We start from the raw sequence: 14758 nt of genomic DNA, 5'->3' as shown, positions 1-14758 counted from the left end.
GTGATCAGGGCTCGGGCGGATGCGTGGAGCGGACCCGCTGGGCGACGTCGCGGAGTTTGATGTTGTGGTGCTGGGAGATCCGGCGCAGCGCGTCGAAGGCCTCGTCCTCGCTCAGCCGGTGGCGCTCCATGAGGATGCCCATGGCCTCGCCGATGGCGTGCCGGGACTCCATGGCGTGTTCGAGCTGGTCGATGGTGCGGGCGTCGGCCAGGGCCACGGAGGCGTGCGAGGCGAGCAGCAGCCCGGCGGTCTCCATGTCCTTGGTGAAGGTCCCGGGGCGGCGCGCGTAGAGGTTCAGCGCACCGAAGTCCTCGTCCTGCGCGTAGAGGAGGACTCCGGTCATGCTGCCGATGCCCAGGGTCCGGGCCGCCTCCGCGAACCGCGGCCAGTCGTCCCGGGGCCGGGTCATGTCGGCGATGCGGTAGAACAGTTCGCTCCCCGCGCGGCGTGCGAGGTCGAAGCAGGGTCCCTCGCCCAGCTCGGCCTGGATGCGGTCGGACTCCTCGACCATGTCCCCGCACTTGGACAGGGTCACCGCCCTGCCCTTGTGCACCGCGAGGATCCCGGCGGCGTCACAGCCCTCGACCAGTTTCACGGCCGAGGTGGCGATCTCGTCCAGGGTCCCCTGCACCGTCTGCTGGGCCAGCAGGTCACGGGCGAGCCGGGCCATCGCCTCGGCGAACTCCCGCCACTCCATCGCCACCACCCGCCTCGATCACCGGTCGGGCCACAGTACCGCTCGCGACGGTGAGCGACGACCGCTCTATCAACGGCCCTCACGCCGATGCAGCAGGGACCACCCCCGCGGCAGGGGCGGCGCCACCCGTGCCCCGGCCCTGCCGCCGGCCCGCTGCGACGGGCCGGCGGCGGCCGGTGACCGGGTCAGATGCCGAACTCGGAGGGGGAGATGCCGAGGGCGGCGCAGGCGTCGCGGACGGCGTGCTGCTCGGCCGGCGCGAAGTCGCCGTCGGCCCCGGCGACGACGATGCCGGTCTGGACGACGGCACGGGCCTCGACCGGCTTCTTGGCCGCCTTGGAGATCTCCTGGAGCGCCTGGGCCTTGCCCAGCTCGAAGTTGGCCGTGAGCCGGTCCACGTGCTCGTTGAACCGCTTGCGGAGCTGGTCCGGCGGGAAGTTCTGCAGCACCTCGTTGGAGACGATCAGTTCCTCCACCCGCTGCCGCTCTGCCGGGTCCACATGGCCGTCGGCCGCCGCGACCAGGGCGCACATCGCCATGCTGGCGTCCCGGTAGGCGCCGCTCTTCAGTTCCGTTCTCGCCGAGGCGAGCTGCGACTTCAGCAGGCCGATCAACTGGGCCTTGCTGCCGCCGGAGGACGAGCCGTGACCGCCGCGCTGTCCCGGTCCGGGGAGCCCGTGCCCCTGTCCGCTCCCCGGCCGGGCGCCCTGGGACTGCTGGAGAGTCCTGGCCTGGTCCTTGAGCCGGTCCCACATCGTCACTCGTGCCACCTCGGCTTCTGTCGCTGTCCGTCCGGCCCCGTCGTGAGGCCGGATCTTCACCGTCCGACTGATGGAACGGACGCGGGCGCCACCCGGTTCCCGATCGGCAAAGAAGACGCAAAGGGAGGAGCGAGGGCAAGGTCCGAGGGGAAGGGCCGAGGGGACGTACCGAGAGGAAGGACCCGGGCGGGAAGTCGCCGCTCACGTCGTGACGGGCCTGCGGTCGCTGCACCCGGTGAACGGCTTCCGGGGCCGATCCCCGCCCATGGTGCCACCCTCGCCTGCCAGCCCCGGAACAGGCGGGAGGGGCGCTCTCATGTCCCCGCACGCTCCACGGGGACCCAGATCTCCGCGTCCGCGTGGGATCCGTCCTGCGACAGCCGGGTCCGCAGGATCTCCGGTCCGGGCCGGCTCCGGTACGGATTGGACGGGAACCACTGGGTGAACACGTCCCGCCACAGGTGCTGCAGCGCCTGCGGGAACGTCCCGGAGTTCTCGAAGACCGCCCACGTCCCGGCGGGGACGTCGATCGCGTCCATCCCCTCGGGGACGGCGGCCCCCGTCACCACGCCGTGGTAGTAGTCGAGTTCGGTGCCCTCGGCCCGGCTCGCGGCGAGATCGTCGCTGACCGAGACGATCCCCTCCGGCTCCTGGTCGGACAGTTCACCGATGCGCCGCAGCGTCTCCGGGTCGATGCCGCGGACGAAGGCGGCGATCGCCGGGTTCACCCCCTCGTGCACGAGGGGCACGCGCGCCTTCCTGCCGACCACGCGGAACTCCCCCTTCTCCACGACCCTGTACCGCATGTTCGTACTCCCTTCGACGACGAGGCGGAAGGACATCCGCGGCTGGGAGCGCAGGCTCGCGCCGGTCTTCCTGGCCTCCCCGGGGCCGACGCCGTGCATGGTGCGGAAGGCGCGTGCGAACGCCTCGCCCGAGGTGTAGCCGTGGCGCACCGCGATCTCCAGCAGGGTCCGCTGCCCGGCGAGCACCTCGGCCCCCGCGACCGTCAGCCGCCTGCGCCGGACGTACTCGGAGAGCGGGATCCCCGCCAGCGCGGAAAACATCCGCCGGAAGTGGTAGTCCGACGTCAGCGCGATCCTGGCCAGGTCGGACACGTCGATCCGCCGGTCGAGATGCCGCTCGATGTACTCCATGGCCTCGTTGAGCCGCTCCAGCACCCGGGCCTCCTTCCCTTTCGGACCACCACGCTAGAAGGCGCCGGCGGGCCGGGACCCGACATCCTGTGCCCGCGGCGGTCGGGTGCCGGGGTGCCGCTGCCCCCTACGCCGCGCTGCCGCGGGAGGTGTGGCGCTCGCACTCCGGGTCGTGGTCGGTCGCGCAGGAGGTCCACCAGCGTTCGCAGCACGCGGCCTCGACCTCTGCGCGGGCGACGACCGCCGCGGTCGCGTCGCGCCAGGCCGCGCGGCGGACCTCGCGTTCGCGCAGGACGGCGACGGTGCGCCGCTCGTCGGCCAAGACGGTCTCGCGGACCGTGGCCAGGAGCGGGGTGAGGCCGGCCAGGGCCATGGCGAGGGTGGTCCAGACGGGGACGGTGCCCCAGGTCTTCACGGTGCAGAAGGCGAGCCAGACGGCGACGGCGAGGTAGAGGGCGGTGAGGATGCGGCTGCCTCTGCTCATGGCGGGTCTCCTTTTGTCGTCCGTGCACGATCGGGCAGGTGGCTGCTGCCCGCGTTCCGTCGACATCGGATGCCCGGGATGTGCGGGGACCATGGCTGTGCGGAGCCAAGGGATGTGGTGGTCACGGCCGGTGGCCGGGGGTCCGAACGAGTGCGCTACATTTTGCTCTCCCTTGACCGCGATCACTCACGATCCCTCACCACGGAGCCGGCCACCTCATGAGCGACATCGTCAACGGACTGGGCCGGGCCACCGCCTACGGCGGCCTCGGTCTGGTCCTGCTGGTTCTCGGCATCGTCCTGGTCGACGCGCTGACGCCCGGGAAGCTGGGCCGGCAGATCTGGGAGGAGCGCAACCGCAACGCCGCCACGGTGCTCAGCTCCGCGCTGCTGGGCATCGGCGGCATCGTGTTCACGTCCATCTGGACGACCTACGAGGACTTCGGCAAGGGGCTGGTGTCGACGGCCGTCTTCGGTCTGCTGGGGCTGGTGATGATGGCCGTGGCGTTCCTCGTGGTGGACCTCGTCACGCCGGGCCGTCTGGGCGCCACCCTGGTCGAGCCCGAACCGCATCCGGCGGTCTGGGTGACCGCTTCGTGCAACGTGGCGGTGTCCGCCGTCATCTCGGCGTCCATCGCCTGACGCGCCTCCGCCGGTGCCGGGGCCGTGCCCCGCTCGCGGTCAGGCCACGCGCGAGCGCTCCCGGGGAGGAACCCGCACCGGCGCCAGAGGGGCCCGGACCGGACGGACCCGGTAGGTCGTCCGGTGCGGGTCCACGATCGGCTCGCCGAGCGTGATCCTTCCGGTGGCGTGCAGTTCGTCGCACTCGGCGGTGGGCAGGGCGACGTAGCAGCCGCCCATGCCCGCGCCGGAGTCCAGTGGCCGCCAGTAGCTGTATCTGCGGCGTCCGTTCCGGTACACCGTCACGAACACGGGGGTGGAGGGGTCGGAGACGACCCGCAGTACCTCGGCGCCGGCCGTGCTGATCGGGGTGCAGGACCGTCGGGAGACGCGCGGCTTGTTCATCAGTCCTCCGTAACCGTGTTCTGCGGGGCGTCGGTGCCGGTGGAGGGCATCGCTGGTGGCCTTTCCGGAGCCGGGTGCTCGAGACCGTCTACCCAGCGCGCGGCCGGAGTTGATCTCCCTTGCCGACCATTCTGCAACCCGGCACCGACAACGGGGGCCCGGCACCGCGCCGCCCGCCCCGGACGACCGGTCATGACCCCGGCCCCGGATCCGGCAGCACCGGGGTGTCGATGCCCGCCCGCGCCGCCTCCAACTGGGCCGCGAACGCGATGCCGAGGAAGAGCGCCACGGCGGTGAGGTTCGCCCACAGCAGCAGGGCCACGAAGGCGGTGAGCGGGCCGTACAGGGAGCCGAAGGCCCCGCTCCCCTCGACGTACAGGGCGAGCAGCCAGGTGGCCGCGATCCACAGCAGCAGGTGGACGGCGGACCCGACCGCCAGCCAGGTGTAGCCGGGCTGGACCCGGCGGGGCGCCCAGCGGAAGATCACCGCCGAGGCGATCCAGGCGAGCAGCAGCCCCGCCGGCACGTCCAGCACGTCCCACCAGTCCGTCCGGCCGCCCGGTCCCCCCGCCACGCTCACCACCGCGTCGCCGACCGCCTCTCCGGCGACGAGCACGACGAAGCCGAGGACCAGTGGCAGGCCGGCCGCGACGGCGAGGAGGACGGCCCGGGCGTACTTGTACCGGAACGGGCGGTCGCGCTCGATGCCGTAGATGCGGTTGGCACCGCGCTCGATCTGCCCCATGGCCGAGGCGAGGTTCAGCAGGGCGAAGGCCAGGCCGAGCCACAGCGCGAGCGTGCTCCAGACGTCGCCGTGGGCACTGCGCCGCGTCCCGTCGAAGGCGTCCTTGACGACGTCCGCGCTGGCGCCCGGCACGATGCGGCCGAGGGTGAGTTCGATGACCCGGCCCACGCCCTCGGTGTGCACGGAGGTGGCCAGGCCCACCAGCGCCACCGTGCACGGAACGAGGCCGAGGACGACCTGGAAGGCGAGGGCGCGGGCGTTGGTGAACCCGTCGGCGTACCGGAAGCGGGTGAAGGAGTCGGCGAGCAGGCGCAGGCCGCCGTAGTGGCGCAGGGCGGCGAACGCCTCGTCTCCGGAGAGCTCGTCCCCGATCATGTCCCGGGTCTGCGGGACGTGGACGACGGTTCCCATGCGCGGACGCTCCTCGGCTCGGACGGGCTGCGTTCCTGTCCGTATGCCCCGGAAAGCGCCCCGCCCGGTGTCCGTGGCGGCCGAACGTGTCTCGCCGACGGGGCGGGGCACGCCGAGCGTGCCGGTGGCGGGATGCCACCGGCACGCTCGGTTCGCGCCGGCCCGGTGGGGCCCGCGGGCCGGCCCGGTTACGGCAGTTTCACGAACGGGGCCAGGAAGGCGCGTGCTCCCGATGTGTCGAGCCGGTAGGTGACATTGGTGGCGTAGCACGGGCTGTCGCCGGTGATCGTCGTGGCCGCAAGGATCCTCTTGCCGCCGAGGACGGCGAAGTTCGGGCCGCCCGAGTCGCCGTAGCAGGCGCCGCCGTTGCCCTGGGGCGCGGTCATGGCCAGGCGCACCCAGGAGGTGTTGAGGGCGTCGAACGTGACGGGGGCCTTCATGCGCACGCCGCCGCCCGGGTGGGTGTGGCCGCCGGGTCCGTTCACCGCCTCCTGGGTGCCGTATCCGGCGACGGTCCAGTCGGCGGAGTTCAGCTTCTGCGGCCCGAGCGCGCCGAGCTGGTCGGCGGTGGGCAGGGTCGCCGGGGTGAACGACCAGCGTGCCTTCATCACGGCGGCGGGCAGTTCGACGACCGAGATGTCACGGGTGTCGGAGGCGGGCCCGGGGTATTCCGGGTGGCTGTGGGCCGTGCCCTCGACGGCGACGGCACGGGCCTGGGCGGCCGGGTCGCCCGGGTACTTCTTCGCGGCGGCGTCGAGTCCCGCCTGCACGTCCTGGTCGAGCGAGACGTGGAACCTGACGTTGTCCGGCCAGTCCGTGGTGCAGTGGGCGGCCGTCAGGAAGGTGTCCGCGTCGATCATCGTGCCGGAGCAGACCCAGTCGACACGGTCCGGGGTCGCCGGATCGCCGTCGTTGTCCCAGGTGGCCACGAGGGCGCCGACCTCGGTGCGTTCGGGAGCGGGTGTCGCGTTGTACGAGTTGATGGCCGACGAGGGCGTGGCGACGGCGAGCACGGTGGCGCAGGCCGCTGCGGTGACGGCGGTGGCACGTAGGGCGGTCAAGAAGAACCCCTTTGCTGGGTGTTGGTCGGGCGTTCTCCTGTGGGAGGTGAGGTGCATTGAATCGCCTGTGATCGTTCAGGACAAGAGCGCCGTCCTCCGGCCTCGTGACGGAACCACTCCCCTGACATGGGCGGGGGTGGTGCGCGCCAGTGGCGCACGCCACTCGATCCTGCCGATTGGGTCCCCTCCGCCGCAGGGAAGTGATCAAGGCGCCATGATCACCCGAAGGGAGCCTCCCCCGTGACGCTCGCAGCGCTTCCCCCCATACCCAGGGCCTCCGGATCACTTCCGGTCCTGGGTCACGCGCTCCAGCTCCTGCGTGACAACCTCGGTTTCATCGCCTCGCTCCGCGCGAACTACGGCCCGCTCGTCGAGATCACCCTCCAGCCGGGGACGCGGACGGTCGTCGTCCAGGACCCGGCCCTGGTACGCACCATGCTCGTGGACCTCGGCCCGAGTCTCGACAAGGGCAGGTTCTTCGAGAAGATGGGCCAGCTGCTGGGCGACTCGGTCGTCACCGCCGCAGGCCGGCACCACGTCCGCAAGCGCCGCCTCTTGCAGTCCGCGTTCACTCCCGACGCGATCGCGCGGTACGTCGACACCATGCGCGAGGAGACGGCCGCCGCCGTCGGCGGCTGGCGGCGCGGCCGGGTGCTCGATGTGCACCGGGCGATGGTCGGGCTGTCGCTGGACGTGCTGGTCAAGACCGTCTTCTCGGGCACCCTCGACGAGACGGCGTTCCGCCGTCTGCGCCGCGACCTGTCGGTGGTGATGAGCGGCGTCGGGGTCCGCGTCATGCTGCCCGACTGGGTGGAACGCCTGCCGCTGCCGGCCAACCGTCGCTTCGACCGCGCCCGCGACGCCGTCCGCGCCACCGTGGGCCGGGCGGTCACCCGGCTCCGGGCCTCCGGGCACGACACCGGTGACATGCTGTCCCTGCTGCTGCGCGCCCGCGACGAGGACAGCGGCCGGCCGCTGACCGAGGATCAGATCTGCTCGGAGATACTGACGTTGGCCGTGGCCGGTACGGAGACCACCGCGTCGGTGCTCTCCTGGGCGCTGTACGAGCTGGCCCGTCGTCCGGAGGTCGAGGACCGTGTCCTGGCCGAACTGGCGGACGTCCTCGACGGCCGCGAGGTGACGTTCGAGGACCTGCCCCGCCTGCGTTACCTCACCCGGGTCGTCACCGAGACGCTGCGCCTGCACCACACCGGCTGGCTGGTCACCCGCCGTACCGTCACCGAGACCCGGCTCGGCCGGTGGGTGCTGCCCGCCGGCACCGAGCTGGCCTACTGCCAGCACGCCCTGCACCGGGATCCCGGTCTGTTCCCCGACCCGCTGCGGTTCGACCCGGACCGGTGGGACGACGGCTCCTCACCGGCGGGCTTCCTGCCCTTCGGCGCGGGCAAGCACAAGTGCATCGGCGACCGGTTCGCCCTCACGGAACTCCTCACCGCCCTGGCGACGATCGTCCGGGAGGTCCGCCTCACCCCCTTCCCCGGCCGGGTCGTCACTCCCGTGGCCGGGGCCACGGTGCGGCCGGGCAGGCTGCTGATGACCGTCCGGGCCCGCGAGAGCGTGGCCGGCGGCTGAGCGCGGGACGTCCGGGCCGGTCCGCGACGGGCCGGCCCGGACGTCTCGGGTGTGCCGGTCAGGCGAGGTCGAAGCGGTCGAGGTTCATGACCTTGTCCCAGGCCTGGACGAAGTCCCGCACGAACTTCTCCCTGGCGTCGTTGCTCGCGTAGACCTCGGCGAGCGCGCGCAGTTCGGAGTTGGAGCCGAAGACGAGGTCGGCGCGGGTGCCGGCCCACTTGACCTCGCCCGTGGCCGCGTCGCGGCCCTCGAACGTGGTCTGGTCCTCGGACGTCGCCTTCCACGTCGTGCCCATGTCGAGCAGGTTGACGAAGAAGTCGTTGGTCAGCGCGCCGGGTGTCGCGGTGAACACGCCCAGCGGGGACTGCTGGTGGGTGGCGCCCAGCACGCGCAGGCCGCCGACGAGCACCGTCATCTCGGGGGCGCTCAGGGTCAGCAGGTTGGCCCGGTCGAGGAGCAGGTACTCGGCCGGCAGGCGGTTGCCCTTGCCCAGGTAGTTGCGGAAGCCGTCGGCGGCCGGCTCCAGCGCGGCGAAGGACTCGACGTCGGTCTCGTCCTGCGATGCGTCCACGCGGCCCGGGGCGAAGGGCACCTCGATCTCGAAGCCGGCCTCCTTGGCGGCCCGCTCGACGCCGGCGCAGCCGGCCAGCACGATCAGGTCGGCCAGCGAGACCTGCTTGCCGCCGGTCTGCTCCGCGTTGAAGGACTGCTGGACGTTCTCCAGGGTGCGCAGCACCGTCGCGAGCAGGTCGGGGTTGTTGGCCTCCCAGTCGCGCTGCGGCTCGAGCCGGATGCGGCCGCCGTTGGCGCCGCCGCGCTTGTCGCTGCCGCGGAAGGAGGAGGCCGACGCCCACGCGGTGAACACGAGCTGGGACACGGTGAGGTCGGTGGCCAGGACCCGTGCCTTGAGGGTCTTGACGTCCTCGGCGTCGATGAGCTCGTACGTCCGCTCGGGCAGCGGATCCTGCCACAGCAGGGTCTCCTCCGGCACCTCCGGGCCGAGGTAGAGGGACTTCGGGCCCATGTCTCGGTGGGTCAGCTTGTACCAGGCGCGGGCGAAGGCGTCGGCGAACTGGTCGGGGTTCTCCAGGAAGCGGCGCGAGATCTGCTCGTAGACCGGGTCGAAGCGCAACGCCAGGTCGGTGGTCAGCATCTGCGGGGCGTGCTTCTTCGCCGGGTCGTGGGCGTCGGGCACGGTGCCCTCGCCGGCGCCGTTCCTGGGCCGCCACTGGTGGGCTCCCGCGGGGCTCTTCGTCAGCTCCCACTCGTAACCGAAGAGGATCTCGAAGAAGCTGTTGTCCCAGGTGGTGGGGGTGTTGGTCCACGTCACCTCGAGACCGCTGGTGATCGTGTCGCCACCCCTGCCGGTACCGAAGGTGCTCCGCCAGCCCAGGCCCTGCTCCTCCAGCGGCGCGGCCTCGGGGTCGGCCCCGACGTGGTCGGCCGGACCGGCGCCGTGGGTCTTGCCGAAGGTGTGGCCGCCCGCGATGAGGGCGACGGTCTCCTCGTCGTTCATCGCCATCCGGCGGAACGTCTCACGGATGTCGCGGGCCGCGGCGATCGGGTCCGGGTTGCCGTTGGGGCCCTCGGGGTTGACGTAGATGAGGCCCATCTGGACGGCGCCGAGCGGGTTCTCCAGCTCCCGTTCGCCGGTGTAGCGCCGGTCGTCGAGCCAGGTGGTCTCGGGGCCCCAGTACACGTCCTCCTCGGGCTCCCAGACGTCCTCGCGGCCGCCGGCGAAGCCGAAGGGCTCGAAGCCCATCGTCTCCAGGGCGACGTTGCCGGCGAGGATCATCAGGTCGGCCCAGGAGATGCTCTGGCCGTACTTCTTCTTCACCGGCCACAGCAGGCGGCGGGCCTTGTCGAGGTTGGCGTTGTCCGGCCAGCTGTTGAGCGGGGCGAACCGCTGCTGGCCGGCGCCGGCGCCGCCGCGGCCGTCGCTGATGCGGTAGGTGCCGGCGCTGTGCCAGGCCATGCGGACGACGAGCGGGCCGTAGTGGCCGAAGTCGGCCGGCCACCAGTCCTGGGAGGTGGTGAGCACCTCGGCGATGTCCCGCTTGACCGCGGGGAGGTCCAGCGCCTTGAACGCCTCGGCGTAGTCGAAGTCCTCACCGAGGGGGTTGGCCACGGCCGGGTTCTTGGCGAGGATCTTCAGATTGAGCCGGTCCGGCCACCACTGGTGGTTCCCGCCGCCCTGGGTCGGGTGTGCGGCACGCCCGTGCGCGACCGGGCAGCCACCCGCCTCCTCCGCCTTCGGTTCGGTGACGATCGCGTCGTGGTTCTCGGTCATGGCATTCCTTCCGGGCAAAATCCGAACGATGAGCAGATCTGCGCAGAATCGGCGCACGATGGTGGATCGCGCGGTTCAGGTGGTGGGGGCGGTGGAGCAGCCGGGGCACAGGCCCCAGTAGATGACCTCGGCCTCGTCGATCGAGAAGCCGCGGCCGTCGGACGCGGTCAGACAGGGGGCGTCGCCGGTGGCGCAGTCGACGTCGACGACGACGCCGCACGAGCGGCACACGAGGTGGTGGTGGTTGTCCCCGACGCGCCCCTCGAACCGTGCCGGACTCCCGGCCGGTTCGATGCGGCGCACGAGTCCCGCCCCGGTGAGCGCGTGCAGGGCCTCGTAGACGGCTTGGAGGGAGACGTGGCCTATGCGCTCGCGCACCGCCGAGGCTATGTCCTCGACACCGAGATGCCCGCCCTGACGGACGGTCTCGAGCAGCGCGACGCGGGCGGCGGTCGCCCGCAGGCCGGCACCGCGCAGTGCCTCCGCGGTCGTCGGCGGCCGGGATGCGGTCATGGGCAGAACCTACAGCTCCAGACGCGAATAATTCCAGAGAACGATTCATTCCAGTCTTGAGTCGCGTCCGGTACCGGTGGGTGTCCGGGAAGTGAGCAGGCAGCGGTGCGGCGTGGTGGATCGCTGCCATTGGCGCAGCGGCACCGCTTTGTGGTGAACCGGTAAGGCTGCATGTTCTCGGAACGGCGGGCCGTTGGCCCACCGGCCGACCCGGGGTCGGCCTGCCGGGTCAGGACGGCAGCCGCGTCTCCGTGCCGTCGTAGACGAGCAGGCCGTCCGGACGCAGACGGGCTCCGGGCGTCGGGGTGTGGGGCATGGTGCGCCCGTCGTGCATCAAGTGGCGGACCGGCGTGCCGCGGGACAGGACGGCGAAGTCGGCCACGAGGCGGCGGTGGCAGCGCCACCAGACCGTTTCGGCGCACATCACCGCGGTGCGTTCCCGCGCCGCCTGCCGCAACAGAGCGTCCATCGCCGAGACGAAGCCGGGGCTGCGGGTGTGAGCGGCGTAGCCCCGAAAGGAGGCGTTGCGCCAGACGGTGTCGGGCGAGTCGGGGGGTGCGGTACGGAAACCGCCCAGGTCCCGTTCCCAGCGGTAGGCGATGCCGGCCTCGGGCAGCCAGCGGGCGAGCCGCTGCCGGGCCATGTCGGGGTGGCGGCGACTGCCGGGAGCGGTCCTGATGTCCACGACCGCGGCGATCCCGGCGTCGCGCAGGAGCACGGCCAGGGTGCCGCGGTCGGCCGTGCCGTGACCGAAGGTGAAGAGCTCGGGGCCGGCGGGCGCGCCGCCACGCACTTCCACGTCACCAGTGTAGAGCCGGCGGCTTTTCTAAAACACACACCCATTGACCAAAGAAGGATTCGGCGCTTCTATAGTCGATGAACGTCAACCATAGAAGGAGGGCCGGACCATGACCTCCACCACCACCCACGACACCTCGGCCGGGCCCCGGCGGGCATCGCTCGCCGATCCCGGCTACCAGGCGTTCGTCATCCTGCGCACCGGTTTCACCGTGGCGCCGATCCTGTTCGGGCTCGACAAGTTCGCCAACCTGCTCGTCGACTGGCCCGCCTATCTCGCTCCGTGGATCGACGACCTCGTCCCCGGCAGCGCTCAGGCGGCCATGTACGCGGTGGGGGTCGTCGAGATCGCGGCCGGCGTCGTCGTCGGTCTGGCTCCCCGCCTCGGGGGCTGGCTGGTGGCCGGCTGGCTGGCCGGCATCATCGTCAACCTGCTCACGGCGCCCGGTCACTACGACATCGCGCTGCGCGACTTCGGCCTCCTCCTCGGCGCGGTCGCCCTGGCCCGGCTGGCCCAGGGCCACCACGTCCGCCGCAGGTGAACAGCGCCCCCGGCACCACCGGCGCAGGACCCGGGGCCGCCCCGGGTCCTCAGCGCAGCACGCGCAGCGCCCCGGGCAGGACCCTGGCCGTCACGGGAAGGACGGCGTCGACCTCGCCGTCGGCGCCGTAGGGGACCTCACGGTCGGCCGAGATGCGGACCTCCCGGCCCCTGAGGATCCCCACCTCGGGGCGGTCGACGTGGGCGCCGGTGCCGAGTTCGTTCATCAGGGTGAAGAACAGCCGCCGCGGCGCCTCGCGGATCATCACGATCTCCAGCAGGCCGTCGTCCACCCGGGCGGCGGGCGCGATGACGCGTCCGGAGCCGTAGTAGCCGGAGTTCGCCGCCACCACGGTGTAGCCGAGGTGCTCGTGCTCCACGCCGTCCACGGTGACCCGGTACCGCGCGGGCCGCCAGGTGGTGACGGCACGCAGTCCCCCGGCGTAGTAGGAGGCGGCGCCCCGCAGCAGCCGGGACCGGTTGGCGTGCCGGTTGGCGAGCGCGTCGACGCCCGCGTACACGCTGCCGAGGACGACCGTGCGGTCGTGGACGGCCGATTCGACCTCAATGGTGTCGACGGGGCTCGGTTCCCCGTGCAGCAGGATCCGGGCCAGGTCCGCCGGGTCGGTGGGCAGGTCGAGTGCGCGGGCGAAGTCGTTGCCGCGTCCGGCCGGCACCAGCCCGAGTGTCGCACCGGTCCCGCTGAGGGCGCCGCCGACGGCGCCCGCGATGCCGTCACCCCCGACCGCGAGCACCACGTGCCCCTGCCCGCCGGCCTCACGGGCGAGTTCCCCGGCGTGGGTCAGACTGCGGCTGTACTCGGTACGCAGCCCGGCCCCCGCCTCCCGCAACAGCCGGGCCACGACGAGCAGGGCGGCGGCGCCGGCGGCGCCGCCCGCGGTGGGGTTGACGACGGCGGTGAACTCTCGCATCGATGTGCCTCCGGGCGGGCCGACGGAATGGAGCGTACGGGCGGTGGGCGGCGTGGGGGAACAGCGCTGTGGACCGGCTGGGACGTGGTCGGCCGAGCCGGGCCGGGACGGGTGGGCCCGAGCCGGGCCGGGAGCGGCCGGCTCAGTCGGTGGGCAGCAGGACGCCGGGGTTGAGCAGCCCCTCCGGATCCAGGCACCGCTTGACCGCGCTCAGGGCCTGGATGCCCAGCGGGCCGACCTCCCTGACGTACCAGTCCCGGTGGTCGGTGCCGACGCCGTGGTGGTGGCTGATCGTGCCGCCCGCGGTGAGGATCGCCTCGTTGGCGGCGTGCTTGGCCCGCGTCCAGTGGGCCACCGGGTCGTCGCCCTGGGCCGAGACCACCGTGAAGTACAGCGAGGCGCCGTTCTCGTAGACGTGGGAGATGTGGCACATGACCAGGGGCGGGGTGCCGGCCTCGGTGAGGGTGCGGGTCAGCGCGTCGCGGACCGCAGCGCAGAGGTGCGGGACGCGGGACCAGTACGTGGCCGTCTCCAGCGTCTCGGCGAACGCCCCGGCGTCGAGGAGGGAGTCGCGCAGGTAAGGGGCCGAGTAGCGGCCGTGCGCCCAGCGCCGTCCCGCTTCCTCGCCGAGAGGCGTCCCGCCGCTGTCGCGCAGGACGGCCGCGGCCCTCTCACGTCGGTGGGCGACGTCCTCCTCGGTGCCCTCGTAGCCGGCGACGGCGGTGCATCCGGCGGGCTGCGGGGCGTCGGAGCCGATCGCGTCCGGCTGGGCGAGGCCGATCAGCGTCTCGGTCTCGTCGGACAGCCGCAGCACCGTGGGACGCGGCCCGTCCTGGGCGAGGCGGCGCAGGGCGGCGGCGCCCTGCTCGAAGGAGGCGAAGTGCCAGCCCTCGTAGACACGGGTCCGCGGCACGGGCCGGACGCGCACCGTCACCGAGGTGATGACACCGAAGGCCCCCTCGGATCCCAGGACGAGCTGGCGGAGGTCGGGCCCGGCGGCCGAGCGCGGGGCGCGGCCGGTGGCGAGGGTGCCCTCGGGGGTGGCGAGGGTGAGGGAGAGCACCATCTCGTCGAACCGGCCGTATCCGGCCGACGCCTGGCCACTGGAGCGGGTGGCGGCGAATCCGCCGATGGTGGCCCACTCGTAGGACTGGGGGAAGTGGCCGAGGGTGAAGCCGTGTTCGGCGAGCAGCGCCTCGGCCTCGGGGGCGCGCAGACCCGGCTCGAGGGTGGCGGTGCGGGAGACCGGATCCAGGTCGAGCAGCCGGTTCATGCGCCGCAGGTCCACCGCGACGAAGGCGCCCCGCCGTTCGGGAGCGAGTCCGCCGACGACGGAGGTACCGCCGCCGAACGGCACCACGGGCAGTCGGTGTTCGGCGCACACGCGCAGGACGGCCAGCACCTCGTCGTGCCCGGCGGGCAGTACGACGGCCGCCGGGACGTCGGTGACGTCACCGTGCCGCATCCTCAGCAGGTCGGGGGTGGACTTGCCGCGGGTGTGCCGGACCCGCGTCTCCGGGTCGGTGCGCACGTGCTCCTCGCCGCCCAGGGCGTCGGCCAGGGCCCGGCGTGCGTCGGGCGCGAGATCCGGCTCGGGGACGGCCAGGTCCTCCAGGGCGACCGGCGCGCTCTCGCGGGGCTTGACGCCGAGCAGGTCGCGCAGCAGCCCGATCACCGTCTCGGGCAGCGGCGTGGCCCTGGCCGGGTCGCCCCAGCCACTCCACAGCATGTCCATGACTGTCGTCCTCAC

At 72.5% G+C, this 14758-nt stretch carries 15 protein-coding genes; 3 read left to right on the top strand and 12 right to left on the bottom strand.

Features of this window, described 5'->3' with window-relative positions; translation table 11 throughout:
- Positions 1-4 precede the first annotated feature (4 nt).
- From ACFYOV_RS16750 to ACFYOV_RS16735, 4 genes are all read right to left on the bottom strand, one after another.
- The gene (locus ACFYOV_RS16750; RefSeq protein WP_389088237.1) at positions 5-697 is read right to left on the bottom strand and encodes a GAF and ANTAR domain-containing protein; all 693 of its coding nucleotides are present in this window, start codon (positions 695-697) and stop codon (positions 5-7) included.
- A 185-nt stretch (positions 698-882) separates the two neighbouring features.
- Positions 883-1458, bottom strand: a complete 576-nt coding sequence (locus ACFYOV_RS16745; RefSeq protein ID WP_389088234.1) for a tellurite resistance TerB family protein — start codon at positions 1456-1458, stop codon at positions 883-885.
- A 314-nt stretch (positions 1459-1772) separates the two neighbouring features.
- Positions 1773-2639 (bottom strand): GyrI-like domain-containing protein, encoded by an 867-nt coding sequence (locus ACFYOV_RS16740; protein ID WP_389088232.1) that lies wholly within the window; start codon positions 2637-2639, stop codon positions 1773-1775.
- A 103-nt stretch (positions 2640-2742) separates the two neighbouring features.
- Entirely contained in the window at positions 2743-3099 is a 357-nt protein-coding gene (locus tag ACFYOV_RS16735) for a hypothetical protein (protein ID WP_389088229.1), read from the bottom strand.
- A 218-nt stretch (positions 3100-3317) separates the two neighbouring features.
- Between ACFYOV_RS16735 and ACFYOV_RS16730 the strand changes: the two genes are divergently transcribed.
- On the top strand, positions 3318-3740 hold the full coding sequence (locus ACFYOV_RS16730; RefSeq protein ID WP_389088227.1) for a DUF350 domain-containing protein: 423 nt from the start codon (positions 3318-3320) through the stop codon (positions 3738-3740).
- Between the two features lie 39 nt (positions 3741-3779).
- Here the strand turns inward: ACFYOV_RS16730 and ACFYOV_RS16725 are convergent, their stop codons facing one another.
- The 3 genes from ACFYOV_RS16725 to ACFYOV_RS16715 form a co-directional block, all read right to left on the bottom strand.
- Positions 3780-4124, bottom strand: a complete 345-nt coding sequence (locus ACFYOV_RS16725) for a hypothetical protein (protein WP_389088225.1) — start codon at positions 4122-4124, stop codon at positions 3780-3782.
- A gap of 190 nt (positions 4125-4314) precedes the next feature.
- Entirely contained in the window at positions 4315-5280 is a 966-nt protein-coding gene (locus tag ACFYOV_RS16720) for a YihY/virulence factor BrkB family protein (protein ID WP_389088222.1), read from the bottom strand.
- A 188-nt stretch (positions 5281-5468) separates the two neighbouring features.
- A complete protein-coding gene (locus ACFYOV_RS16715) occupies positions 5469-6341 on the bottom strand; it encodes a trypsin-like serine protease (protein ID WP_389088220.1) in 873 nt (290 codons plus the stop codon).
- 240 nt (positions 6342-6581) lie between these two features.
- Between ACFYOV_RS16715 and ACFYOV_RS16710 the strand changes: the two genes are divergently transcribed.
- Entirely contained in the window at positions 6582-7934 is a 1353-nt protein-coding gene (locus ACFYOV_RS16710) for a cytochrome P450 (RefSeq protein ID WP_389088218.1), read from the top strand.
- 58 nt (positions 7935-7992) lie between these two features.
- Here ACFYOV_RS16710 and katG read toward each other — a convergent pair whose 3' ends face one another.
- The 3 genes from katG to ACFYOV_RS16695 all read right to left on the bottom strand — a co-directional run bounded on the left by katG (position 7993) and on the right by ACFYOV_RS16695 (position 11536).
- Complete coding sequence (gene katG / locus ACFYOV_RS16705) at positions 7993-10224, bottom strand: catalase/peroxidase HPI (RefSeq protein ID WP_389088216.1); 2232 nt, start codon at positions 10222-10224, stop codon at positions 7993-7995.
- Positions 10225-10299: 75 nt separating this feature from the next.
- Complete coding sequence (locus tag ACFYOV_RS16700) at positions 10300-10737, bottom strand: Fur family transcriptional regulator (RefSeq protein ID WP_389088214.1); 438 nt, start codon at positions 10735-10737, stop codon at positions 10300-10302.
- 229 nt (positions 10738-10966) lie between these two features.
- Positions 10967-11536, bottom strand: coding sequence for a DUF488 family protein (locus ACFYOV_RS16695; RefSeq protein WP_389088211.1), 570 nt, complete (start codon positions 11534-11536; stop codon positions 10967-10969).
- 109 nt (positions 11537-11645) lie between these two features.
- Here ACFYOV_RS16695 and ACFYOV_RS16690 point away from each other — a divergent pair, with 109 nt between their 5' ends.
- The gene (locus tag ACFYOV_RS16690) at positions 11646-12077 is read left to right on the top strand and encodes a hypothetical protein (RefSeq protein ID WP_389088208.1); all 432 of its coding nucleotides are present in this window, start codon (positions 11646-11648) and stop codon (positions 12075-12077) included.
- Positions 12078-12126: 49 nt separating this feature from the next.
- On the opposite strand, the gene ACFYOV_RS16685 is transcribed toward ACFYOV_RS16690, so the two are convergent.
- Positions 12127-13008, bottom strand: coding sequence for a diacylglycerol kinase family protein (locus ACFYOV_RS16685; RefSeq protein WP_389088206.1), 882 nt, complete (start codon positions 13006-13008; stop codon positions 12127-12129).
- A gap of 142 nt (positions 13009-13150) precedes the next feature.
- Complete coding sequence (locus ACFYOV_RS16680) at positions 13151-14743, bottom strand: FAD-binding oxidoreductase (protein ID WP_389088203.1); 1593 nt, start codon at positions 14741-14743, stop codon at positions 13151-13153.
- Positions 14744-14758: the final 15 nt, after the last annotated feature.

It is taken from the genome of Streptomyces sp. NPDC005931, assembly GCF_042871235.1.
In the GTDB taxonomy this organism is placed as follows: Bacteria; Actinomycetota; Actinomycetes; order Streptomycetales; family Streptomycetaceae; genus Streptomyces.
This window is presented reverse-complemented; position numbering and strand designations above follow the sequence as displayed.

Bases quoted from the DNA above. Each gene is read 5' to 3' on its own strand.
- ACFYOV_RS16750 (WP_389088237.1), bottom strand. From the start codon at position 697: ATGGAGTGGCGGGAGTTCGCCGAGGCGATGGCCCGGCTCGCCCGTGAC.
- ACFYOV_RS16735 (WP_389088229.1), bottom strand. From the start codon at position 3,099: ATGAGCAGAGGCAGCCGCATCCTCACCGCCCTCTACCTCGCCGTCGCC.
- ACFYOV_RS16730 (WP_389088227.1), top strand. From the start codon at position 3,318: ATGAGCGACATCGTCAACGGACTGGGCCGGGCCACCGCCTACGGCGGC.
- ACFYOV_RS16725 (WP_389088225.1), bottom strand. From the start codon at position 4,124: ATGAACAAGCCGCGCGTCTCCCGACGGTCCTGCACCCCGATCAGCACG.
- ACFYOV_RS16720 (WP_389088222.1), bottom strand. From the start codon at position 5,280: ATGGGAACCGTCGTCCACGTCCCGCAGACCCGGGACATGATCGGGGAC.
- katG (WP_389088216.1), bottom strand. From the start codon at position 10,224: ATGACCGAGAACCACGACGCGATCGTCACCGAACCGAAGGCGGAGGAG.
- ACFYOV_RS16700 (WP_389088214.1), bottom strand. From the start codon at position 10,737: ATGACCGCATCCCGGCCGCCGACGACCGCGGAGGCACTGCGCGGTGCC.
- ACFYOV_RS16690 (WP_389088208.1), top strand. From the start codon at position 11,646: ATGACCTCCACCACCACCCACGACACCTCGGCCGGGCCCCGGCGGGCA.
- ACFYOV_RS16685 (WP_389088206.1), bottom strand. From the start codon at position 13,008: ATGCGAGAGTTCACCGCCGTCGTCAACCCCACCGCGGGCGGCGCCGCC.
- ACFYOV_RS16680 (WP_389088203.1), bottom strand. From the start codon at position 14,743: ATGGACATGCTGTGGAGTGGCTGGGGCGACCCGGCCAGGGCCACGCCG.